The sequence below is a fragment of the Acetobacter musti genome (genome assembly GCF_011516835.1).
In the GTDB taxonomy this organism is placed as follows: domain Bacteria; phylum Pseudomonadota; class Alphaproteobacteria; order Acetobacterales; family Acetobacteraceae; genus Acetobacter; species Acetobacter musti.
In genome coordinates, this window is the sequence record NZ_WOTB01000026.1 from 24,875 (window position 1) to 46,957 (window position 22,083).

Genomic DNA, 22,083 nt, shown 5'->3' on the forward strand with positions numbered 1-22,083 from the left:
TTAAAGCGGCGCAACATCGTGCGCGGTTTCTCCGAGCATCACTATGCCCGGAAGCACTTTCCCCTCCAGCCATTCAAGAAATGCACCGCCTGCCGTCGACACATAGGACATGTCGTGAAGCACATGGGCATGACGGAGAGCTGAGACAGTATCTCCGCCGCCAGCCACAGTTCTCAGCTTGCCTGCCTTGGTCAGGCGCGCCGCTTCCTGAGCAACGGCATTGGTGCCCGTATCGAAAGGCGGCATCTCAAATACGCCCAGCGGACCGTTCCATACGAGAGTCTTCAGTTTACGAAGTTTTTCGGTCAGAAGCGCCACGGTTTCTGGTCCGATATCAAGCGCCATCCAGCCATCGGGAATTTCACTGACCGGAACAATCTCGGTCGGCGCACCCGCCATGAAATCCGACGCGATCACCACGTCCACCGGCAGCACAAGATCACAGCCCCGTCCTTCAGCCTTTGCCATGATCGCTCTTGCCGTATCGAGCATCTCCTCTTCCCTGAGCGATTTGCCTACGGAAAATCCCTGCGCGGCGAGGAAGGTATTGGCCATTGCGCCGCCTACGGCGAGCATGTCCACTTTTTCGAGCATGTTGTTCAGCAGATCGAGCTTCGTCGAAACTTTTGCGCCCCCGACAATTGCACCCACCGGCCGCTCGGGATTTTCAAGAGCGGCTTCCAGTGCGCCCAGTTCCATCTCCATGAGGCGGCCTGCAAAGGACGGAAGATGGTGAGCCACACCTTCGGTTGATGCATGGGCTCTGTGTGCTGCCGAAAAGGCATCGTTGACGTAGATATCTGCCAGAGAGGCGAGGGCTCTCGCCATTTCCGGATCATTTTTTTCTTCACCGGGGTAAAAGCGCGTGTTCTCAAGAACCAGAACATCACCGTCTTTCATCGCAGCGACTGCATCCTGCGCTGCCGGCCCGATGCAATCGGGAACAAAGGTCACTTTTTTGCCGAGGATACGGGCGAGCGCTTCGGAGATCGGAGCAAGCGACATCTCCGGTACAGGTTTGCCTTTCGGCCGGTCGAAATGGCTGACAACGATCACGCGTCCACCTTTGTCGGCCAGTTCTTTAATGGTCGGCGCCAGCCGCTCAATCCGGGTCAGATCGGAAATAATCCCATCGCGCACCGGTACGTTTAAGTCAGCTCGCAGAAGAATTTTCTGACCCTGGGGAGCAAGCGTATCCAGCGTCCTGAAAGACCGGGTTGTCATCGACTTATCCTTTCTGTCTTCTCGTCGCCCGGCCGCCGTTCTCCGGAGGTCGGGCCAGCGTCCACGAGCGGGATGACCAGTCAGAAAGCCCGGAAGCGACTCTGCTGCGAAATGCTTCCGGGCAAAACGCTCAGAGTGTCCCGAAGACGGCGGCTGTATCTGACATACGGTTAGAGAAGCCCCACTCGTTATCATACCAGGCGCAGATGCGGACGAGCTGGCCGCCGTCAACCAGCGCCGTCTGAGTGGCGTCGAATGTTGAAGAGGCCAGCGCATGGTTGAAATCGGAGCTGACGAGCGGAGCGCTGTTATAGGCAAGAATGCCTTTCAGAGGACCTGCTTCAGCGGCTTTTCGAACAGCGTCATTCACGGCTTCAACGGAAGCCGGCACTTTTTCCGGAACAAAATCGAGTGAAACCAGCGAGACGTTGGCTGTGGGAACACGAATGGCAGTGCCATCAAGTTTGCCTTTTAAATGAGGCAGAACCAGTCCGACAGCGCGCGCAGCGCCCGTCGAAGTCGGAATCATGTTCAGTCCGGCAGCGCGTGCGCGACGCAGATCCTTATGGAGCGTATCCACAGTGCGCTGATCTCCGGTGTAGGAGTGGATTGTCACCATATAGCCTCGTACGATGCCAAATGCGTCATCGAGGACTTTCGCGACCGGTGCCAGGCAGTTGGTTGTGCAGGACGCGTTGGAGATGACCGTCATATCGGAGGTCAGCGTGTTCTGATTCACGCCGTAGACAATCGTCGCGTCGACACTGTCAGCCGGTGCGGAAATAATGACCTTGCGCGCTCCGGCAGAAAGAAGGGGAGAAGCCTTTTCCTTTGTCGTAAACAGGCCGGTGCATTCCATCGCCACATCGACGCCACTGAGCGGCACCTTCGATGGGTCCCGTTCCGCCGTGACAGTGATCGGATCCCACGTACGGCCATTAGCGCTGATAATTAGCCTGTTGCCATCAACGCTCACTTCGGCAGGAAAGCGACCGTGAATGCTGTCATAGCTCAGAAGATGCGCGTTGGCTTCGACACTGCCAAGATCATTGATAACGACCGGAACGACATCTGTCCGCCCGCTTTCAATGATGCCGCGCAGCACGAGGCGGCCAATGCGGCCGAATCCGTTGATCGCGATTTTGACTGCCATCTGAGTTTGTCTCCGTCTTGTTGTTCAGACGTCGGAATGACGTCCTGCGTTTGACTTGTGCGACAAGGTTTTACCCACACCGCATTTCAGTGATGCAGCCCGCCATGCGGGTCCGCCGCCTTTCGTGCCGTTCTGAGAAGTTTATGAGCCCGTTCACGAATGGCTTCCGGCGTAATACCCGAATTGTGGTATAACGCGCCAAAACCGGCTGCCAGGCCAAATTCGTCCCTGCCGATAAAAACTCCTTTGCTGCCCAGCCAGCGCTCCCAGCCGAAACCTGAGGCCGCCTCGATTGCGACGCGTGGGGCTTTCCCAAGCACGAAGTCACGATAAGCCTGATCCTGCCGGGTGAACAGTTCCCAGCATGGCAAAGAAACGAGCGCGACCCGCAGGCCATCCTCATCAAGGAGTTCCTTTGCCCGCTTTGCGATCAGGATTTCAGGACCTGACGCGATGAGTGTCACATCACGTTTTTCGTTATCTGCGGAGGAATGCTCCAGCACGTAACCACCGCGCGATAATCCGGTACGCATATCAGGGCCGTCCGTAACCCCTGTTTCCGGAATTCCCGTTTCTGACAGACTCTGGTTCATCATGGATATGAGCGACGCAGGCTGGCGTCCAAGGACAATAACGCTGGGTCCGCCCTGCCATACCAGGGCACAGCTCCATGCAGCCGCCGCTTCATGGATGCTTGCTGGTCGGAACAGGGCCAGATTCGGCATGGCCCGCAGGCTCGCTAACTGTTCAACCTGCTGCCACATGCCACCCCCGAGATCGGGATCACTTTCTGTCAGCAGGCAGATCAGCCGTTGCCGGGCGAGGGCTGCAAAACGGAGAGCAGGCCGCATACGGTCTATAGAGTGCAGCGGAGCTATGCCGCATGGAATGAGGCCGCCGTGCAGCGCCAGGCCGTTCATCAATCCCACCATGGCCGGTTCGCGCGGACCACAGACATAGAATCCGGCAGTTGCCGGCCGGTTCGTTTTGCTGATGCTGGCCGTATTTTTACGTCCCGTCGGAAACTGGGCAGGCTCTCCGCTTCTCAGCGTAATAAATTCGGGCATCAGAGCGGAAAAAATGTCACGACCATGCAGGCCCGCGCTGATGATCGGCTGAGCAGAGCCATGAGGTTCAGCCGTCGCCCGAGTCATCATCCAGTTTCGAAAGAAATCGTCGTTCAGTCCCGGGATCGGCCGACCGGAGATGATGCGCTCGAATTCAGCCCGTTGTGCATGATGACCCAGTCGCCGCAGCCAGGCGCGCCTCGCGGCCCGGCCCTTCCTCTTCGTAGGGTCCCACGCCGTCACATCGATGGCGGTTTTAGATGGCTCAGGTGCCTTAGCGTTGGACTCGCAAAGAATGAGGGACGGTTTCCGGGAGCGCTGAGAAGCAGTCAATGCCGAAATGATGGCTGCGGGATCTTCGGTATTTATCCGACGGACTGACCATCCGGACGATTCAAAGCTTCCCGCTATCTGACCAATATCCTCATCTCCTGACTGGCGTTCTGTATTTCGTGTGACGGAAGCCGCTGCGACCACAGTCAGCCGCTCCAGACCGAACCTGCCTGCGAGAACGGCTGTCTCGAGCGCCACACCCGTGTGCAGATCACCGGGCAGAGCGATCAGCCATGTGCGGTGGTTGACAAGAGAGTGGCCAAACCGGCGGCTCAGTATTTTCTCGGCAAGAGCCATTCCTGCGGCAGACGCGACGGCCTGACCGGGTAATCCTCCTGCCAGACCGTGAAGTTCTCCCGCCGCACTCAGTTCGTCTTTCCATCCTGCCAGTTGCAGAAATGCCTGCCGCAGAGGCAGAAGCCGTGGAGACGAGACAACAAAACGATCCCGGTCAGGCCAGAGGGCATATTCAGGGTCGAAGCGTAAGGCGCGTTGCCAGAGGGCTGCGGTAAACAGCCATAAAGCATTGGGGATGGCGTCAGACAGGTCGGGTGATGTTGCGAGCCGGGACGCAAGAGAGCGGGCCGCTGACGCGAAAGCATGTACCGGATCATGACCGTGTCGGCGTTCGGCCGTCATCGGAGAGACCGTCATGACATGGACTGCAGAAAAATTTGCAACTCGGGCGTCAGCTGATTTTGCCCCATATTTCTTATTTTCTGCGGCTATTAGGGCGTGATTTCACCCATAGCAAGGTCACGCCCGCCACATCTTCCAGAAGACCGCTGTGAACGGGATGTAAGCAAGTGTCTTGCCGAGCCATGAACTTCCTGCAACCGTCTCCGGTATGGCACGTCACACTTCCAGAGAACCGCTGTTCCCGAAATTATCCCGGTGTCCAAAAATGTCTGTGCAGGGGTCGTCAGCCCGAAGACTTTTTCTCCGGTCAGGCCTGACCGGAGCCGTTGCCCTGCTTGGAGGATGCGATCTGCTTGATCAGCGCACTTTTAATCCGCGGGCCAGCCGTCCACCGAAAGTCTACATCCCGCCACCACCGCCAGGACCACCGCCTGTTCCGCCGCTGATCGAGGTGATCGCCGGCACACCACCCGCCGAATGGACAAAGCCCCTTCAGTCAGTCGTCAGACAGGCCCTCGTCCGAAAGCCAAATATTCTTTTTCAGGTGCGCGCTCTGGCCCCTCCTGGTGCTGATGCCGACGCCATCCAGAAAATTCTGGCCCGGCTTGTGGCCGTCGACGGTCAGGAGGTGGCTGGCGCCATCATAGCTGCCGGAGCCGCGCCAGAGCAGGTGGAGATGACGGCTATGCCGGATTCCGGAGTGGCAGGACCAAGAATCCGGGTGTATGTGAAGTGAGATTGCCGCCTGGGACACACGGTCAGCGTGTGATGGGCTGCCTTTTTGCTCGTGTCTGAGAGTAACTCCGTCCGGAAAACGGCGGTGATTCTTAATCCGGGATGTTCCTCATGTGGCATCTCTTACTGACAGGCGGGACGTGTCGAAACCGCTGATGAATGCCCTGTGCGTCCCGCCCTCTGTCAGGAGGTCGGGTCTCGTATCAGGCTTGGAATGAGGTCGCACCCGATCGGGGCTGACCATAACAGGAGTGAGGCAGGGTGACTATTCGTAACGCGAGACACCCTTTTTACGATTTCTGTGATCAGGCCCTTGCGGACATTCGCAGGCAGGGACGTTACCGGACCTTCACGCCACTTGCCCGACAGGCTGCACGATATCCGGTTTACGAGGAAGAGCTGAACGCCGTACCTGACGGGCGTGAAGTAGTTGTCTGGTCCTCTAACGACTATCTCGGAATGGGAGTCGAGCCGGAAGTCTGCGAGGCGGCGATCAGCGCCATTCGTGAGCACGGTGCGGGGGCCGGGGGCACACGTAATATCGCTGGCACAGGTCCATGGCATAAAGCGCTGGAAGCCGAACTCGCCTCCCTGCATGGCAAGGAGGCCGGACTTTTGTTCGTGTCCGGGTACGTGTCGAATCAAGCCAGCCTGCAGACTATCCTGACATCGATGCCCGGCTGGATCTGTTTTTCCGACCGGCAAAACCATGCGTCCATGATCGCCGGGATCAAGGGAGCACGCGGATCTCAGACAGTCATCTATGAGCATAATGATCTGGCTGATCTTGAGGCGAAACTGGCCGCCGCTCCGGCAGATGCCCCGAAACTGATTGCTTTCGAGAGTGTGTATTCGATGGATGGCGATATTTCCGATATCGCCGGAACCTGCGCTCTTGCCCGCAAATATGGTGCTATGACCTATATTGACGAGGTTCATGCTGTCGGTCTCTATGGCGAGGAGGGCGGGGGAGTCACGCAGCGGGACGGCGTTGCCGACCAGGTCGATATCATCGAAGGTACCCTCGCCAAAGGATTTGGTGTTCATGGCGGATATATTACCGCCTCTGCCCAGATTGTTGATTATCTGCGGTCTTCGGCTTCCGGTTTTATCTTTACGACCTCTTTGCCACCTTCGGTCGTGGCGGCGGCGCTCGCCAGTGTAAAACTGGTCCGTTCACAGAACTGGCGTCGTGAAAAAATCTTTGAACGCGTGAATACGTTCCGGGCAAAGATGCGTGCGGCCGGAGTACCGTTCACGATGACGCCGAGTCATATCGTGCCGGTGCCTGTTGGTGACGCAGAACGCTGTAAGACAATCAGCAGACGGCTGCTGAATGATTACGGGCTCTATGCGACGCCGATTAATTATCCGACTGTCGCCCGCGGCACGGAGAGATTGCGGCTGACGCCCGGACCGTTCCACACGGATGAGATGATGGACAGAATGGTGGAGGCGCTCGGAGTGCTTCTGGCAGAAGTGCCTGTGCCATCATCGGGCCAGACACCAGTCGATAAAGCTGCGTGATTACTGGGAAAGGCAGTTTCGTCGCATCATCTGATGCAGGAAGCTGATGTCGCCGGAGCTTAGTCTTTTGCCAGACTAGCGGATTGTATCATCAGCTTAGCGGCGCATTGTCCGAGCACAAAAGGGCAATACAGCTCTTATCGCTTCAGAGCATGTACAAAATCCGGAGAGTTGTCTGAAATCGCCTGTTGTCAGAAATTTAATCTGCTGCAGAAATGGGACGTACGGTCTGAACGCACGCCCCGGATATGGTCGAAAGCAATTAGTCGCCGGTCGGCGCGTTCGCAGGGACGGTTGTTGTCGGCGCAGCCGGTGCGGCCGGGGCAACGACACCGGTGCCCGCTGCCGGAACAGAAACAGTCGGAGCTGTTACAGTCGGCATCTTACCGGTGGGCATGCTCATACCAGGAGGTGCTGGCATTCCCGGCATCGCATCGGGACTCATTGAAGGGACCTTGTCCTGCTGCGCAGCCGCCAAGCTCTTCGCATTCAGATCGTCAGTCGTGGCCTCACCGGTCTCTTTTGATGCGCCAGTTTTTGATTTGGCATGATCATGATGATGTGCAGCTGAGGCCGGAGCCGCAGAGGAAATGGTCAGGGCCGGCGCAGCAATAAGAATGGTTGCACCAAGGAGGGCCTTTGAGAAGAGCGACCGCATGAAAGGATTCCTTTCGTCATCTGACTCCGCGGGGCAGAGCCGGTATCGAGGCAGAGAATATATTGCCAGGGCCACTTATAACGTAACAGGCGACCAGGAAGACACGTCGCCATGAAAATTTTTCCCGAACAGGAATCGTCGGGCCTTATTTCCTGTTGATGATTTTTCATCTCTTTCTGATGTATTCAGAAGAATTCTGTTTTCCAATATCATATTATGTATTTATATAATATTTCTTATCTTCAATATCTATATTTTAAATAGATCTCTTTACAAATATCCGGTCTGGCAGGTCATTACTGACCGGTTACCCCAAACAGGAAGCGGAGCAACAGAAAAAGCAGCGCTCCGACGCCGAAGCCAACAAGTGTGCCGTTAACCCGGACATACTGCAGATCCCGTCCAACCCTCAGTTCCAGTTTGTCGGCAACGGCGACGGCGTCCCAGTTTCCCACCACAGTTGCGATGAACCCGGAAAGATGTTCGCGTAAGTAAGGGAGTGACCTGACGATGGCTTTCCGTGCGCTGTCCTCGATGCGCGCACGCATGGCAGGGTCATTTCTGGCCTGTGCGGCCAGTTTTGTCAGTGCTTCCCGGACAAGTGTGGCAATCCAGCCGTCGTCTTTGCGGATATCTTCCTGAATCATGCGTTTCAGTCGCGACCAGATATCACCACCCCAGGCCAGCATGGAATCATGCGCAAATACGGTTTTCAGCGTCTGGGACAGATCCTCGCCGCGCTTCGGGTCAAGCTCTATGCGGTCAATTTCCGACCTTACCCACTCAGTAAATCCTTCCCGTAAGGTCGAGTCTTCCGGATTGATCCGATCAAGCTCCTCGCTTGCCGCTACGAGGACTTTATTTGCGATTGATCCGCCAATGGCCCAGCCCAGTATACGGCCGCCCTGTTCGCGAACACGCTCTTCAATCATTGTCCGGAGAGCCGGTTCTTTGGCCTTCAGTCCGGATTTGAGCTGACGCAGGAGAAAAGACAGAACTTCCTGATGCTGATTGCCATCGACCAGCGCCCTCAGTGCCCGGGCGATGACGGGCGCGAGATGACTTCCCCCGAGCAGAACCGGCAGGCTGCGTCCGACAGCAGCACCGGCACGGCCATCTTCCATGCGCTCCAGCATCTGCGGCACTGCACTGACCACACCGGCAGTAAGAGTGTTTGCTGTGGACGGGTCAGCAAGAATATCGGCGACCACGGTTGGAATATCGATCCTCGTCAGGACCTGATTGATTTCATCTTCCGTGAAGACCTGTGTGGAAACGAACCGGCCCAGAGCCCGGCCGAGTCGTTCCTTTTGTGCGGGAATAATTGCCGTGTGCGGAATCGGCAGACCAAGCGGGTGGCGGAACAGCGCCGTGACCGCAAACCAGTCCGCCAGACCTCCGACTACACCCGCCCGCGCACCGGCCCGTAATGTCTCCAGCCATAGACCCGGTGCGACAAGACCATAGAGAGGGGCAAGATAACCCGCGGCTGTAAGGCCACCCATTGCTGCAAGAAGGCCTGTCGCCGCGTGTTTCTGCCGCGTAAGCGCCCGGCGGGCATCATCGTCTGAATAAGGCTGAATACTCATCAATTGCTGGATAGCACTGCCTTGACCACCTTCCCAAACGAATGGCGTCATGTCGAAGTGGAATCATCCGCCGCACGACCTTACGAAACATGACACCGCATCAATCGGATCGGGAAGAAATCTATGGCTGAAACGCTCTCCTGTTCCGGTTCGGCCGGGTCTTTCAGGCTGGAAGATGCATCGCCGGGCGTCCGGGCCGTGCTCTCAATGGCGGCGCCAGAGAGTGATCTGGTAAAAAACGGCGCTGGTGGCGTTCCTGAGACAACCGGGAACGACGTCCTGTCGATGGCCCGCCGAATCGACACGATGCTCGATCACGGAGAGCTGTCCCTGTCTGATCTGCAGACAGTCGTAAGGCATTTGCGGGATGATGCATTCCTCCGTCGGGCTGCCCGCCTGCATCGATATCCGGAAGGGACCGGGTCGCCCGCGACGGAAAACCGCTTTTCCACGGTTGTCGGACTAATTCTGGAAGAGGCACTTCGGAGCACGAATCCCGAACAGGCAGAAAAAACAGGCGATGTCGCCGGTCTGTCCGAGGCCTTTGACCGGTTTCGGCAGCAGGTGGAACGCATACATTTCGCTGCGGTCTTTACTGCCCATCCGACTTTCGCACTCGCAAACCGGGTTTATGCGGCGCTGGCCGATTATGCATCCGCGCCTGTATCCGGTGATGTTGCACCGGATTTTGAAACACACCGCCGCAGTGCGCCGCCGACTCTGGAAGAGGAATTTACTCTCGCTACGGAGGCAATTCTGCGTGGCCGGGATGCGATTGATGAGTTCGTCTCTGATCTCCTGCTGGCCGCCCGCAGCAAGTGGCCGGATTTATGGAGTACGCTCGTGCCGCGCTCCGTGATTCTCACGACATGGGTGGGTTACGATACAGACGGTCGTACCGATATCGGCTGGTGGGACACTATGCGGCTGCGTCTTCGCATGAAACTGTTTCAGCTTCAGCGGCTCCGTTCGCAGATTACGGACTCCGGTGCGGAGGCACCGATCCTGCACAGCCGGCTGTCCCGCGCCTGTTATACAGTGGAGGCGCAGATCGCCGCATGTCCGCAGGCGAATGATCCCGATGCCGTCGTTGAATTCGCCCGCCTTATTGTAGATCGTCGCGCCGATGCAATTGCCGATCCTGCGGTTCTGGCAGATGCGCTGCAGGATACCATTGATACAACCTCGGGTGAAACGGCCCTCAGGCTGGCTGTCGCCCGTGCCGGGCTGTTCGCGCATGGCATGTCAGCCGCTCACAGCCACACCAGGCTGAATGCAACTCAGATCCATAATGTTATTCGCCAGCGCCTGCGCCTGACGGATGATCCCGCCGACCCTGCTCACAGACGCGCGTTGCTCTCCCGTATTAATGAGGCGCTGGATGCGGTGAAACCGGTGCCGGTCGATTTCGGTGCGTTGCTTGCGGAGCAGGCCTCGGCGGCACGGCTGATGATGACGATCGCGCAGATCGTCAAGCATATCGATTCAGCGACATCTGTACGTTTTCTGATTGCCGAGACGGAGAGCGGCTACACGTTGCTCGCCGCACTCTGGCTGGCACATTATTTCGGTATTGCGGAAAAAATCGAGATTTCGCCGCTTTTCGAAACCCGGGAAGCGTTGCTCGGTGGCGCGCAGATCATTGATGAGGCTCTGCGTTCCCCGCATTGGAGAGCTTACCTTCGTGCAACGGGCCGGATGAGCCTTCAGTTTGGATACTCCGATTCGGGCCGTTACGTAGGCCAGCTGGCGGCGACGTATCTGGTTGAACGTCTGAGGCTTAAAATAATCGATCTTTTGCGGAAATGGGATCTGCCGGATGTCGAGGTGATCCTGTTCGACACGCATGGCGAAAGTATCGGGCGCGGAGGTCATCCTTTCCGGCTTGCGGACCGGCTCGACTACCTTTCCCCACCACATGTACGCGCGCGGTTCGTCGCTCAGGACGTGAAATATCGTGAGGAGACAGCTTTTCAGGGAGGCGATGGCTACCTGCTGTTTGGTACGCCTGAACTCGCCCGGGCCAGTATCGCGACGATCGCAGAACATGTGTTTGAACCGGCGCAGAGTCTGAGAGACCCGGTTTACGACGAACCGGATTTTTCATCAGACTTCTTTTCCACCATCGCAGAAGCCATGACCGGACTGGTGGCCGACCCGGGCTACGCGGACCTCCTGGGCGCTTTTGGCCCGTCGCTTATCGACAAAACCGGCTCCAGGCCTGCCGCGCGACAGAGCGAGGGGCGGGGCGTGACACCGCGCATCACTCATCCAGGTCAGCTCCGAGCGATCCCCAATAATGCCATTCTGCAGCAACTCGGCTGGTGCGCAAACACGATTCAGGGACTCGGTTCCGCGGCACGCCGCCATCCGGAGACGTTCGATACATTCCTCGAACACAGTCCGCGTTTCCACAGGGCTCTTGATTTTGCCGCGCACGCGCTGGCTCATTCAGACGATCAGGTTCTTCGAAGCGTGATATGGCTGCTTGATCCGGGCTACTGGCTGGATCGGGCAACGACGGAAACACGTCCGGGTCAGCGTGAACGCTATCTTGCAGTCATGCATGACCTTGAACGGCTCGATTTCTGGGCGGATACACAGTCCATGTTCCGGCGTATTCAGGCTGATCATCTCGCTCTGCGTGCGGCCTGGCCGGATGCTCCGGTGATGGGAATGCCTGAACGCCTTCTTCACGCAATCCGTATTACCCTGATTGAGCGAATCTGGGTACTGGCTACGAAAGTTCCATTCTTCATGCCCCGTGGAAATTTTACGCGTGAGGTGATGATGCAACGTATTCTGTGCCTCGAAATTCCGTCAGTGTTGCGCGAACTTGACGCGGTTTTTCCACATGGAAGCCGGCCACCGGAATTTGATTTCCATGAACCTGCCGGTCCTCAGAATGAAAGTTCCTACAGCGAGGAGCATGAGGAGATCTTCGCGCCGATGCGGTCGATGTTCCAGACGATGCGGGAAATCAGTATTGCGATCAGCCACCACGTCGGAGCTTTCGGCTGACAAAACCGGCTTACGTGTTTGTGTTCATGCAGTTGCTGCACGGCTCCCGCGATGCTTTGGCCTTGACGTTCCGGCACGAGAGCCGCATCTGTGTAGAAACCGGACTGATTTAGTCCACAATGGCAGGTCACCCTGCAGTACATGGACGGGAAACGATGCTCAGGCTGTCGAAGCTGGCCGATTATGCTGTTTTGACTCTTGTCGGACTTGGCCGGCACGAAGAAGTCGTGACGTCTTCCGCGCTTGCGGCCGAGACCGGGGTGCCGGAGCCGACTGTGGCCAAAGTTCTGAAAACACTCTCGGCGGATGGGCTGGTGCTATCCCATCGGGGCGCGCGGGGGGGATACCGGCTTGCCGGAAGGCTCGAAGATATCTCAGTCGCTCGTGTCATAGCCGCTGTTGACGGACCGATTTCGCTGACGGCCTGTGTCAGCGGAGGCGGGTGCGATAACGGCGCTGACTGTTCGCTTTACGGGAGCTGGGATGTCGTGAACGAAGCCATCCGTGATGCGCTGTCAAATATCTCGATTGCGCAAATGGCTGAAACGAGCGCGCCGGCAAGACGTATCCGAACCATGCGCTCTGCGTCTCAGGATAACACGCTGCGCAGCAGCGAAGTGGCCGATCACCCGGTCGGAACGTTTGGAGGATAGGGGATTATGCCAGCTGTTACTGAAACGCGTGAGCAGGTCGAGAAGCTGGGTCAGTCCTCTTATAAATGGGGATTTGAAACCGATATCGAGATGGACTTCGCTCCGAAGGGGCTGAACGAAGATACCATTCGTCTGATCTCGGCCCGCAAGGAAGAACCGGAATGGCTCCTCGACTGGCGGCTGGCCGCCTTCCGTGCATGGCAGACTATGACGGAGCCGACCTGGGCGAAAGTCACCTATCCACCAATCGATTATCAGGATGCGCATTATTATGCCGCCCCTAAAAAGAAACCTGGTCCGAAATCGCTGGAGGAAGTCGATCCGGAACTTCTGAGAACGTATGAGAAGCTCGGAATTCCTCTTCATGAGCAGGCCCTTCTCGTGGGTGTCGAGGTGCCGGAAGGGGAGGAAGCCAGACTTCCGGTAGCGGTTGATGCTGTATTCGACAGCGTCTCGGTGGCGACGACCTTCCGGAAGACTCTGTCTGAAGCTGGCGTGATTTTCTGCCCGATCTCGGAGGCTGTACGCGATCATCCCGATCTGGTCCGAAAATATCTCGGCAGCGTGGTTCCCGCCGGTGACAATTTCTATGCTGCGCTGAATGCCGCCGTGTTTACAGACGGGTCGTTTGTGTTCGTTCCAAAGGGTGTGCGGTGCCCGATGGAACTGTCGACCTATTTTCGGATCAATGCCCGGAATACGGGTCAATTCGAGCGGACGCTGATCATTGTCGAGGACGGAGCCTCAGTTTCCTATCTCGAAGGCTGCACCGCTCCGATGCGCGACGAAAATCAGCTTCATGCCGCTGTCGTCGAACTCGTTGCGATGGAAGATGCAGCAATCAAATACAGTACCGTACAAAACTGGTACCCCGGCGATGAGAATGGACTGGGCGGTATCTACAACTTCGTTACGAAACGCGGCGCCTGTCGTGGTGCGAGAGCTAAAATTTCCTGGACGCAGGTAGAAACAGGCTCTGCAATCACCTGGAAGTATCCGTCCTGTATTCTTCAGGGCGAGGGTTCGGTCGGTGAGTTCTATTCTGTGGCTGTGACAAATAACCATCAGCAGGCCGATACAGGGACAAAGATGATCCATATCGGCCGGAATACACGTTCCACGATCATCGCGAAGACGATCAGCGCCGGGCAGTCTGACAGCACCTACCGTGGTCTTGTGCGGATGATGCCGAAAGCATCAGGTGCGCGTAATTTTACCCAGTGCGACAGTCTGCTGATTGGCGACAGGTGTGGTGCCCATACTGTTCCTTATATTGAAAATCGCAATATGTCGGCACGGATAGAACATGAGGCGACAACGTCGAAGATATCTGAAGACCAGATGTTCTACTGCCGGCAGCGTGGATTGTCGGAAGAAGATGCTGTTGGTCTGATTGTGAATGGTTTCTGCAAAGACGTGCTCAGGGAACTTCCGATGGAATTCGCGGTGGAAGCGCAGAAACTGCTGCAGATCAGCCTCGAAGGCAGCGTCGGTTAAGACACGAACATTTATGACTGTCGTTACAGATATCAAAAGAAAACAGGACCTTTGTCGTGACGTGGCAGAGACTTCCGGGGTGAAAAAGATGAGCGAATTACTGAAAATTTCCGGTCTTCATGCCAGTATTGACGCTGATGGCACACCGAAGGAAATCCTGCGCGGCGTTGATCTCGTGATTCCTCCCGGCGAAGTGCATGCCATTATGGGGCCGAACGGATGTGGCAAATCCACCCTGTCCTATGTGCTCGCCGGTCGGGAAGAATACGAGGTCACAGCCGGGTCTGTCTCTTTCATCGGCAGGGATCTTCTCGCCATGGAGCCTGAAGAGCGTGCCGCAGCGGGTCTTTTTCTTGCATTTCAGTCACCTGTTGAGCTTCCGGGCGTCAACAATGCGAATTTTCTGCGGACAGCTGTAAATGCTGTGCGTCGGGCGCGCGGAGAGACCGAGCTGGATGCAGTTGGGTTCCTTAAGGCAGTCAGAGCGGCGACTAAAAATCTTTCGATGTCCGACGATATGCTGAAGCGGAACGTTAATGTCGGGTTCTCTGGCGGTGAGAAAAAGCGCAACGAGGTTCTGCAGATGACGATGCTGCAGCCGAAGCTCGCTATTCTAGATGAAACCGACAGCGGTCTTGATGTCGATGCCCTTCGTATTGTCGCTGAAGGTGTCAGGAATCTCCGGTCACCGGATTTCTCTGCACTGGTTATTACGCATCATCAGCGTCTGCTCGATTATCTCGGACCGGATCGTATTCACGTCATGGCCAAGGGACGGATCGTTCGCAGCGGTGGCCCCGAACTGGCGAAACAGATTGATGTGGAAGGATATGCGTCCTTCCTCGCGGAGGCGGCATGAACGCCATAGCTCCTGCCGGCCGTAGTCTTGCGCCTTTTGAGACCAGGCTGGCCGGCCTTCACGATTCGCAGCGTAAGGCCGCAGCCGGTGATCTCGCGAGAGTCGGATTGCCCGGGCCGCGTATTGAGGCTTGGCATTATACCAACCTGCGTGCTTTGAGCGCCCATTCCTTTACGGAACCAGATGCCCGGTTCGACGAACAGGCCGCACATGCCGCGCTGGAAGCGCTTTTTCCGAAAGGAAGCGCGCTTGAGAAGCTGCCTCGTCTGGTTCTTGTGAATGGACACCTGGCGGCAGGCCTCTCTGCTTCGGCCGCTTCATTGCCCGCAGGAGTCTCGTGCCTGTCTTTTGCGTCCTCGCCTGAGTTCGGAACACTGGCAGCGCCTCAGCGTGACCCGCTGGTGGCGCTGAATACGGCGCTGGCATCGGACGGTGTCAGACTTTCTGTTGCTTCCGGGGTTAATGCTGGCCAGATCGTGCTCGTGTCACTGGCACTATCATCATCAGGGACAGTCTCATTTCATCCCCGCCACAGTGTTGCGCTCGGGGCAGAGGCTTCTCTTACTCTTATCGAGATCGCCGCCGGAGACGATGTTTCAGATCCGTACTTTCACAATCCGGTTCTGACCTGCTCTGTTGCGGAGAAAGCTCACTTCGAGCATGTGAAGCTTCAGCGTGAGGCGGGTGACGCTATCCATCTTGCGACGGTTTACGCCGATATCGCCAGTCACGCGACTTATGAAAGTTTCGTTCTCGGGCTGGGGGCGGCGCTTGCGCGTCATGAAGTTCACGCCGGTCTCTCAGGGACACATGCTGCTGTGCATGTTAATGGCGCACAGCTTCTCGGTGATGCCCAGGTCGGGGATATTACGAGTGTCATCATGCACGGAGCGCCAGACTGCATTTCACGCCAGACGGTTCGAAACGTGCTTACGGATCGGGCACGCGCTGTCTTCCAGGGAAAGGTTCTTGTAGAGCGCGTTGCTCAGAAGACCGACGGTTATCAGATGAATCAGGCGCTGCTGCTGTCGCCAGGCGCTGAGATTGACGCCAAGCCAGAACTTGAGATTTACGCTGATGACGTGCGGTGCAGTCACGGCGCAACAGTCGGCGCCCTTGACGAAGAGCAGCTTTTTTATCTGCGCAGCCGTGGTATCGCGGATGCCCATGCCAGACGGATTCTGGTCGAGGCGTTCCTCATTGAGGTAACGGAGCTTGTGCAGAATGAGGCCGCGCGTGACTTTCTCGATGGAGAACTTGCGCGCGCGCTGGTAAAGCGGGTCACGACCGGGGAGAACCTATCATGAGCATCTCCGAAACAGACAGTCTGAGCCATGCCGATCTCTCGCATCTGCGTGGACAGTTTCCAATTCTGTCGCAGACCGTCCACGGAAAACCGCTGATCTTTCTGGACAGTGCGGCGTCTGCTCAGAAGCCGGATGTCGTGATCGATGGCATGGCAGAGATGATGCGGTCGCAATATGCGAATATCCATCGTGGTCTGCACTGGATGAGTGAGCGCAGTACGGAAGCCTATGAGGCGGCCCGTTCTCGTGTTGCTGAATTTCTCGGGGCGGGATCCCGCGAGGAAATCATTTTCACCCACAACAGTACCGAAGCGATCAATCTGGTTGCTTATTCTTATGGCTCGCTCATCAGACCCGGCCAGGCCGTTCTGATTTCAGAAATGGAGCATCATGCCAATCTGGTGCCATGGCAGATGCTGCGTGACCGGGCCGGTATTGATCTGCGGGTGGCGCCCATCAGCGATGATGGTGATCTGGATCTGGACGCATACAGCGCGCTTCTTTCGGATGGTAAGGTGGCGCTTGTCGCGATCACCCATATGTCGAATGTGCTGGGAACAGTCACGCCGGCGGCGCGCCTGGTTGAAATGGCTCATTCCGCCGGCGCGAAAATTCTGCTCGATGGCAGCCAGGCCGTTGTGCACCGCCGCGTGAATGTCCGCGAACTGGATGCTGATTTTTATACATTTACCGGACATAAGCTGTACGGTCCGACCGGCATCGGTGTGTTGTACGGTCGCCGCGAACTGCTGGAAGCAATGCCTCCGTTCATGGGCGGCGGCGACATGATCTCGTCGGTAACGTTTGAGAAGTCTACATGGGCGCCGGTTCCGGCGAAATTTGAAGCGGGTACACCGGCTATTGTTGAAGCAGTCGGGCTTGGAATCGCCATTGACTGGATGGAGAGTGTGGGCTTCGACATGATTGAAGCCCATGAGGCGGCCCTGACGAAACACGCTCTGCGGGTTCTGCCTGATGTTCCCGGCCTGTCCATTGTCGGAAAGCCGAAGGACCGGGGAGGTGTGGTGTCGTTTACGATGGATGACGTCCATCCTCATGACATTGCGACTCTTCTCGATCGTAACGGCATTGCCGTGCGCGCCGGGCATCACTGCGCCGAACCGCTTATGCGCAGACTTGGGCTTACAGCTACGGCCCGCGCGAGTTTCGCCGTTTATACGACCGAGCACGAGATCGATGTGCTTGCCGCGACTCTCCGGCGTATTCGCCAGTTTTTTGTATAGGTCCGGATTGTGGATGCGTGTTCTCTTTATGACGCGGTGATTGTCGCCAGGTCCCGCTCTCCGCAATATGCGGGTACGGCCAAAGCGGAGACCGCCCGGGCACAGGGCACCAATCCGCTCTGCGGTGACCGGGTCCGGTTGTCGCTGTGCGAGGAGCGGGACGGGATCAGAGATCTTCGTCATGAAACACGTGGCTGCGCGATATGTATCGCTTCCACGGATCTGATGGCTGAAACCGTAATGGGCCGGACAAAAGCCGACGCTCTTGAACTGGCACGGCGGTTTACCGATATGCTTAACAGCCAGTCCTCGGCGGCCGATCTGGATGACGAAGCTGGTCTGCCCGGCGCATTGCAGGCGTTTTTGCCGCTGAAAACCCATCGTTCACGTCTGCGGTGTGCGACGTTGCCCTGGACCGCGCTTGGGGAGGCGCTGAAACATGACTGATCCTGCGACGATCAACAAAGACGTTCAGGCCTCTGAAGCAGCCGGGGCAGATGTGCTTCCGCAGGGAGGCATCAAACCGGATGTGATGGAGTCAGCGGGCTCATCCGTTGGTGCAGAGTCTCATCAGGCTGCTGTGGCGCACTGGACACCTGACGGAGAAGTTCTGCCTCATTCGGGCGTTCCGTCCGAGGATGCCGTAATCGAAGCAATTGCAACGGTGCATGATCCTGAAATTCCGGTGAACATCTATGAGCTTGGGCTGATTTACGCGATTGATCTGCATGATGATGGTCGGGTGAAGGTTGAGATGACGCTGACAGCCCCCAATTGTCCGAGCGCACAGGAACTGCCGGTACAGGTGCGTGAGGCTATTGAGAAAGTGAAAGACGTCACATCCGCCGAGGTTGATGTCGTCTGGGACCCGCCCTGGGACATGTCTCGGATGAGCGATGAGGCCCGGCTTGCATTGAACATGTTCTGAGGCAGGAAAAGATAATGAGCGCGCAGGCAATGACCGGATCCGAAAATACCTCTGCTGCTGTGCAGGCAAAAGCCAGACCGGCTCGTGAGCTTCCGCCAGTGGTTACTCTTTCCGATGCTGCCGCAGACAGGCTGCGCGGCCTTTATCAGGACGCACACGCCGGCCAGTTGCTCCGGATTTCCGTGACGACAAAAGGCTGTTCAGGCAAGGCGTACGATATGAACTTCGTCGCTGAACCCGGCGAACCTGGCGATGAGCGCGTAACAGATAAGGGGGTGACGGTTCTTATCGACCGTAAAGCCGTCCTGTTCCTTATCGGTTCGGAAATGGATTATCAGAGTAGCGAGCTTGAAGCTGGCTTCGTGTTCAGTAATCCGAACGAAAAGGGACGCTGTGGCTGCGGAATGAGCTTTCACGTCTGATTTTGTCATCAGGAAATTTTTGCCCGATATTTTTCGGTGCTGACCGATTTTACTGATCGCAGCGGAACTGGATATACGGGGATCTGGTCCTGGGTGATCATCCGTGTGAACCGGGACATCGCAGCATCGATAAGTCGTACGAAATCCGACCGATGCAGATGATTGCAGGTGAAGTGCTCAGGGCTTTTCCGCCAGCTATTCCCGCGCTTTCGTGACCTGTCTGTTATCGACCAGGGCCGCAAGTTTCGCCATTGCATTACGGGCGGTCATAAGATCATTTTTGACACTGGTTGAAACAAACTCCCGCACATCGTCAGATGTATCTCGTCGGGAAGCAATGCGATCCACAGACAGCGACGTTCTGCTGCCACCGGTGTGAATGCAGTTAGACAGATCGGGACGATCCTGTTGCAGGACCGAACCCCAGTGGTGTTCACTTAGCTGATAGTTTCCATGGCGTCCCAGAGCCATGCAGCACCGCGCACTCCGGAACTGTCTCCATGCAGATTTGGAAGAATCTGCGTTTCACATTGCGGCGTGATGACGTGCCGGGAAAGCAGCGACGGAATGCGTGCAAGCGTCTTGCGGAGGTTGGAAACGCCCCCGCCAAGGACAATCGCGTCGGGATCGAGAAGGTTGATCACGAGAGAGCAGGCGCGAGCCAGACGATCGACATAGCGATCAAGAGCGGCCTGTGCGGCCTTATCGCCCTGGTCCGCGGCTTCTTCGATTCCTTCGGCGCTTCGATGTCCGGCCCCTTTCCAGTCAGCAGCCAGAGCTGGCCCGCAAAGGAAACGTTCCAGACAGCCTTCATTGCCACAGAAGCACCTGGGCATTGGGAATTCGTCGATTCGTGGCCATGGAAGCGGTGTATGGCCCCATTCTCCGGTGACATGATGCAGACCCGTCACGAGGTGCCCGTTAATGACGAGACCGCCACCCATTCCTGACCCGATAATGACCCCAAAAACGATGCTTTTTCCTGCTGCCGCACCATCTATGGCTTCTGAAAGCGCGAAGCAGTTTGCATCATTCTCGACTCGCACAGGCCGGCCGGTAACCCCGGGCAGATCCCGTTCGAACGGTTTACCGTTCAGCCATGTCGCGTTCGCATTCTTGACAAGTCCGTCTGCTTTATTCGTCGAGCCGGGAATACCCACCCCAAGAGGAATATTTTTTCCGTTCCCTCCGATGCCAAGTTCACTCACGGCGAGATCAGCGAGATCGCGGATGGTCGTCAGAAGACCATTATATTCCCCGGGATTGGGAACACGGCGCCTGAACCGGATCTGCCCTGCCTGATCGATGGCCGCCAGTTCGATCTTGGTACCGCCGACATCGACGCCCAGATGCAATTTATTCATCGTTGCTCGCTCTACCCCTGCGTGTCGGCCAGCGGGACATACCCGGCCAGGATTGAAAGCCTCTCTGACTGAACGAATCACTCATGCGGACGAATATGTCTATAATGGGGAGCATTTTTTGAAACGGATTGAAGCTGGTGAGTGAGACACTTCTGGACGTGCGGGGACTGAGCTGTCCTCTTCCGGTCCTTAAAGCCAATAAGGCACTGCGCAGCCTGAATGCAGGTGACCATCTCCGTGTGCTGGCGACGGATCACGCGTCAGCCTCGGATTTCCGCTCCTTTTGTCGGGAAACCGGACACGAACTGCTTGCCTTTGGTGAAGAAGGCGGAGTGTTGTCGTTCGTTATTCGTAAGAAACAGATTCATAACTCCGGTATCTCCGGATAATTGTTGTTCTGTGGTGCGGCGGCTGACAGCATCGTTTTCTTTTTTTCTGAGCCTTACATGCCTGATAATCGTGCGGACTTGGCAAAGAGCCGGTTCACGCGGTAAGGGCTGCGGCTTGATGACCGAATGAGGACGCCATTGGATATGACGGGTGATATCGCCTCCCTGTCCTTCGAGGATGCTCTCGCCGAGCTCGAACGTATTGTGAAAAGCCTTGAAGGTGGTCAGCTCAGGCTGGAGGAGGCCATCACATCATACGAGCGTGGAGCTGCCCTGCGTGCTCATTGCGAGAGCAAGCTGCGTGAAGCGGAAGCCCGCGTCCAGGCGATCGTCCAGAGAGCCGACGGCTCCCTGGACGCGAAAACTTTGGATTGAATTTCGTCATGACCAACTCCGGCGCAAGCCAACGTCCTGTATTGTCCGAGCGTGAATCTGAAGCGTTGCGGGTTTCCCTGAAAGAACGTGCGGCCGCAATTGAAGAAATGCTCAGCCGGCTGATTCCAGTGTCAGATGGGCCTGAAGCAAGACTGATCAATGCCATGCGTTATGCGACGCTCGGCGGCGGGAAACGTCTCCGCGGGTATCTCGTAGCCGAAGTCGCGGCACTTTTTGGTAGTCGTGCCGGGTCTTCTTCTGAAGAAGGCGCTTACCGTGCCGCGGCCTCGGTTGAGATGCTTCATGCGTATTCTCTGGTGCATGATGATCTTCCGGCGATGGATGACGACGATCTGCGACGTGGCCAGCCATCGACTCACCGCAAATTCGATGAGGCAACTGCGATCCTGGCAGGAGATGCCCTCCAGACGAGGGCATTCGAGGTCCTCGCAGAAGCGAAGACTCATCCGGACCCGGCAGTGCGTCTGGATCTGGTCCGGGCTCTGGCTCAGGCCTCCGGTGCAGCCGGGATGGTGGGCGGTCAGATGATCGACATGGAAGGAGAGGGGAGAACCCTGTCGCTGGATGAGGTGCGGCATCTGCACGCTCTCAAAACCGGATGTCTGATTCGTTATTCGGCAGAAGCCGGCGCTGTTCTCGGGCAGGCAACTCCTGAACAGCGTGAGCGGATCGTGATCTACGGCCGGGACATCGGAGCCGCTTTCCAGATTGCCGATGACGTACTTGACGCGACGGCGAGCGCCGAGGAACTGGGAAAGACCGCCGGCAAGGATCTGGCAGCGGAAAAATCCACTTTCGTGGCTCTTCTCGGTATTGAAGGGGCGCAACGTGAGGCAGAAGCATTGATACAGCGCGCCTGCGGGGCACTGGACATTTTCGGAGACAGAGCTGAACGGCTGCGCGACCTGGCGCGTTACGTCGTCGAGCGCAGGAGCTGATTTCTATGAGCGAACCGTCGGGGTCATGCCCTTCCCGGGGCCGTTTTCCGTTACTGGACCGGGTAGAGTATCCGTCTGATTTACGGAATTTGTCGACGGAGCAGCTGAAGCAGGTTGCGGACGAGCTTCGTGCTGAGACG

The 22,083-nt window shown here is 57.0% G+C and carries 21 protein-coding genes; 14 read left to right on the forward strand and 7 right to left on the reverse strand.

The features are described from left to right. From GOB93_RS15980 to GOB93_RS15990, 3 genes are all read right to left on the reverse strand, one after another. Positions 1-1,224, reverse strand: coding sequence for a phosphoglycerate kinase (locus tag GOB93_RS15980; protein WP_173584497.1), 1,224 nt, complete (start codon positions 1,222-1,224; stop codon positions 1-3). Positions 1,225-1,354: 130 nt separating this feature from the next. After that, a complete protein-coding gene (gene gap, locus GOB93_RS15985) occupies positions 1,355-2,377 on the reverse strand; it encodes a type I glyceraldehyde-3-phosphate dehydrogenase (RefSeq protein WP_173584498.1) in 1,023 nt (340 codons plus the stop codon). 86 nt (positions 2,378-2,463) lie between these two features. After that, positions 2,464-4,416: a transketolase-like TK C-terminal-containing protein gene (locus tag GOB93_RS15990; RefSeq protein ID WP_173584499.1), complete on the reverse strand. Its 1,953-nt coding sequence runs from the start codon at positions 4,414-4,416 to the stop codon at positions 2,464-2,466. A gap of 265 nt (positions 4,417-4,681) precedes the next feature. On the opposite strand from GOB93_RS15990, the gene GOB93_RS15995 reads away from it, so the two are divergent. Both GOB93_RS15995 and hemA read left to right on the forward strand, forming a co-directional pair. Further along, positions 4,682-5,152 (forward strand): hypothetical protein, encoded by a 471-nt coding sequence (locus GOB93_RS15995; RefSeq protein ID WP_173584500.1) that lies wholly within the window; start codon positions 4,682-4,684, stop codon positions 5,150-5,152. Positions 5,153-5,412: 260 nt separating this feature from the next. Next, positions 5,413-6,678 carry a 5-aminolevulinate synthase gene (gene hemA, locus GOB93_RS16000; protein ID WP_173584501.1) on the forward strand — a complete coding sequence of 422 codons (1,266 nt, stop codon included), beginning with the start codon at positions 5,413-5,415 and terminating at the stop codon, positions 6,676-6,678. Positions 6,679-6,940: 262 nt separating this feature from the next. Here the strand turns inward: hemA and GOB93_RS16005 are convergent, their stop codons facing one another. Further along, positions 6,941-7,336 carry a hypothetical protein gene (locus GOB93_RS16005; RefSeq protein WP_173584502.1) on the reverse strand — a complete coding sequence of 132 codons (396 nt, stop codon included), beginning with the start codon at positions 7,334-7,336 and terminating at the stop codon, positions 6,941-6,943. A 296-nt stretch (positions 7,337-7,632) separates the two neighbouring features. Continuing rightward, positions 7,633-8,976, reverse strand: coding sequence for a DUF445 domain-containing protein (locus GOB93_RS16010; protein ID WP_242010845.1), 1,344 nt, complete (start codon positions 8,974-8,976; stop codon positions 7,633-7,635). Between the two features lie 156 nt (positions 8,977-9,132). Here GOB93_RS16010 and GOB93_RS16015 point away from each other — a divergent pair, with 156 nt between their 5' ends. From GOB93_RS16015 to GOB93_RS16055, 9 genes are all read left to right on the forward strand, one after another. Further along, positions 9,133-11,946, forward strand: coding sequence for a phosphoenolpyruvate carboxylase (locus GOB93_RS16015; RefSeq protein WP_242010846.1), 2,814 nt, complete (start codon positions 9,133-9,135; stop codon positions 11,944-11,946). Between the two features lie 155 nt (positions 11,947-12,101). After that, the gene (locus tag GOB93_RS16020; RefSeq protein WP_173584517.1) at positions 12,102-12,599 is read left to right on the forward strand and encodes an SUF system Fe-S cluster assembly regulator; all 498 of its coding nucleotides are present in this window, start codon (positions 12,102-12,104) and stop codon (positions 12,597-12,599) included. Between the two features lie 6 nt (positions 12,600-12,605). Next, positions 12,606-14,096, forward strand: a complete 1,491-nt coding sequence (gene sufB / locus GOB93_RS16025; protein WP_173584504.1) for a Fe-S cluster assembly protein SufB — start codon at positions 12,606-12,608, stop codon at positions 14,094-14,096. An 88-nt stretch (positions 14,097-14,184) separates the two neighbouring features. Continuing rightward, positions 14,185-14,955: a Fe-S cluster assembly ATPase SufC gene (sufC, locus tag GOB93_RS16030; RefSeq protein ID WP_173584505.1), complete on the forward strand. Its 771-nt coding sequence runs from the start codon at positions 14,185-14,187 to the stop codon at positions 14,953-14,955. Beyond that, positions 14,952-16,262, forward strand: coding sequence for a Fe-S cluster assembly protein SufD (sufD, locus tag GOB93_RS16035; RefSeq protein WP_173584506.1), 1,311 nt, complete (start codon positions 14,952-14,954; stop codon positions 16,260-16,262). The genes sufC and sufD overlap by 4 nt, the downstream gene beginning before the upstream one ends. Beyond that, entirely contained in the window at positions 16,259-17,506 is a 1,248-nt protein-coding gene (locus GOB93_RS16040; RefSeq protein WP_173584507.1) for an aminotransferase class V-fold PLP-dependent enzyme, read from the forward strand. The genes sufD and GOB93_RS16040 overlap by 4 nt, the downstream gene beginning before the upstream one ends. Positions 17,507-17,515: 9 nt before the next feature. Further along, the gene (sufU, locus tag GOB93_RS16045) at positions 17,516-17,953 is read left to right on the forward strand and encodes a Fe-S cluster assembly sulfur transfer protein SufU (protein WP_173584508.1); all 438 of its coding nucleotides are present in this window, start codon (positions 17,516-17,518) and stop codon (positions 17,951-17,953) included. Positions 17,954-18,038: 85 nt separating this feature from the next. Continuing rightward, positions 18,039-18,434, forward strand: coding sequence for an SUF system Fe-S cluster assembly protein (locus GOB93_RS16050; protein ID WP_173584518.1), 396 nt, complete (start codon positions 18,039-18,041; stop codon positions 18,432-18,434). 14 nt (positions 18,435-18,448) lie between these two features. Then, complete coding sequence (locus GOB93_RS16055) at positions 18,449-18,856, forward strand: HesB/IscA family protein (RefSeq protein ID WP_408742408.1); 408 nt, start codon at positions 18,449-18,451, stop codon at positions 18,854-18,856. 195 nt (positions 18,857-19,051) lie between these two features. Here the strand turns inward: GOB93_RS16055 and GOB93_RS16060 are convergent, their stop codons facing one another. Both GOB93_RS16060 and GOB93_RS16065 read right to left on the reverse strand, forming a co-directional pair. Beyond that, on the reverse strand, positions 19,052-19,327 hold the full coding sequence (locus tag GOB93_RS16060) for a hypothetical protein (RefSeq protein WP_173584509.1): 276 nt from the start codon (positions 19,325-19,327) through the stop codon (positions 19,052-19,054). Then, positions 19,294-20,220: an ROK family protein gene (locus tag GOB93_RS16065; RefSeq protein ID WP_173584510.1), complete on the reverse strand. Its 927-nt coding sequence runs from the start codon at positions 20,218-20,220 to the stop codon at positions 19,294-19,296. The genes GOB93_RS16060 and GOB93_RS16065 overlap by 34 nt, the downstream gene beginning before the upstream one ends. 137 nt (positions 20,221-20,357) lie before the next feature. Between GOB93_RS16065 and GOB93_RS16070 the strand changes: the two genes are divergently transcribed. The 3 genes from GOB93_RS16070 (at position 20,358) to GOB93_RS16080 (ending at position 21,943) form a co-directional block, all read left to right on the forward strand. Then, positions 20,358-20,609, forward strand: a complete 252-nt coding sequence (locus GOB93_RS16070) for a sulfurtransferase TusA family protein (protein WP_173584511.1) — start codon at positions 20,358-20,360, stop codon at positions 20,607-20,609. A 144-nt stretch (positions 20,610-20,753) separates the two neighbouring features. Next, a complete protein-coding gene (locus GOB93_RS16075; RefSeq protein WP_173584512.1) occupies positions 20,754-20,984 on the forward strand; it encodes an exodeoxyribonuclease VII small subunit in 231 nt (76 codons plus the stop codon). 8 nt (positions 20,985-20,992) lie between these two features. Next, entirely contained in the window at positions 20,993-21,943 is a 951-nt protein-coding gene (locus tag GOB93_RS16080) for a polyprenyl synthetase family protein (protein ID WP_173584513.1), read from the forward strand. Positions 21,944-22,083: the final 140 nt, after the last annotated feature.

Coding starts and splice junctions, on each gene's coding strand:
- GOB93_RS15980 (WP_173584497.1), bottom strand. CDS start 1,224: ATGACAACCCGGTCTTTCAGGACGCTGGATACGCTTGCTCCCCAGGGT.
- gap (WP_173584498.1), bottom strand. CDS start 2,377: ATGGCAGTCAAAATCGCGATCAACGGATTCGGCCGCATTGGCCGCCTC.
- GOB93_RS15990 (WP_173584499.1), bottom strand. CDS start 4,416: ATGACGGCCGAACGCCGACACGGTCATGATCCGGTACATGCTTTCGCG.
- GOB93_RS15995 (WP_173584500.1), top strand. CDS start 4,682: ATGTCTGTGCAGGGGTCGTCAGCCCGAAGACTTTTTCTCCGGTCAGGC.
- GOB93_RS16005 (WP_173584502.1), bottom strand. CDS start 7,336: ATGCGGTCGCTCTTCTCAAAGGCCCTCCTTGGTGCAACCATTCTTATT.
- GOB93_RS16010 (WP_242010845.1), bottom strand. CDS start 8,976: ATGACGCCATTCGTTTGGGAAGGTGGTCAAGGCAGTGCTATCCAGCAA.
- GOB93_RS16015 (WP_242010846.1), top strand. CDS start 9,133: ATGGCGGCGCCAGAGAGTGATCTGGTAAAAAACGGCGCTGGTGGCGTT.
- GOB93_RS16020 (WP_173584517.1), top strand. CDS start 12,102: ATGCTCAGGCTGTCGAAGCTGGCCGATTATGCTGTTTTGACTCTTGTC.
- sufB (WP_173584504.1), top strand. CDS start 12,606: ATGCCAGCTGTTACTGAAACGCGTGAGCAGGTCGAGAAGCTGGGTCAG.
- sufC (WP_173584505.1), top strand. CDS start 14,185: ATGAGCGAATTACTGAAAATTTCCGGTCTTCATGCCAGTATTGACGCT.
- sufD (WP_173584506.1), top strand. CDS start 14,952: ATGAACGCCATAGCTCCTGCCGGCCGTAGTCTTGCGCCTTTTGAGACC.
- GOB93_RS16040 (WP_173584507.1), top strand. CDS start 16,259: ATGAGCATCTCCGAAACAGACAGTCTGAGCCATGCCGATCTCTCGCAT.
- GOB93_RS16050 (WP_173584518.1), top strand. CDS start 18,039: ATGGAGTCAGCGGGCTCATCCGTTGGTGCAGAGTCTCATCAGGCTGCT.
- GOB93_RS16055 (WP_408742408.1), top strand. CDS start 18,449: ATGAGCGCGCAGGCAATGACCGGATCCGAAAATACCTCTGCTGCTGTG.
- GOB93_RS16060 (WP_173584509.1), bottom strand. CDS start 19,327: ATGGCTCTGGGACGCCATGGAAACTATCAGCTAAGTGAACACCACTGG.
- GOB93_RS16065 (WP_173584510.1), bottom strand. CDS start 20,220: ATGAATAAATTGCATCTGGGCGTCGATGTCGGCGGTACCAAGATCGAA.
- GOB93_RS16075 (WP_173584512.1), top strand. CDS start 20,754: ATGACGGGTGATATCGCCTCCCTGTCCTTCGAGGATGCTCTCGCCGAG.
- GOB93_RS16080 (WP_173584513.1), top strand. CDS start 20,993: ATGACCAACTCCGGCGCAAGCCAACGTCCTGTATTGTCCGAGCGTGAA.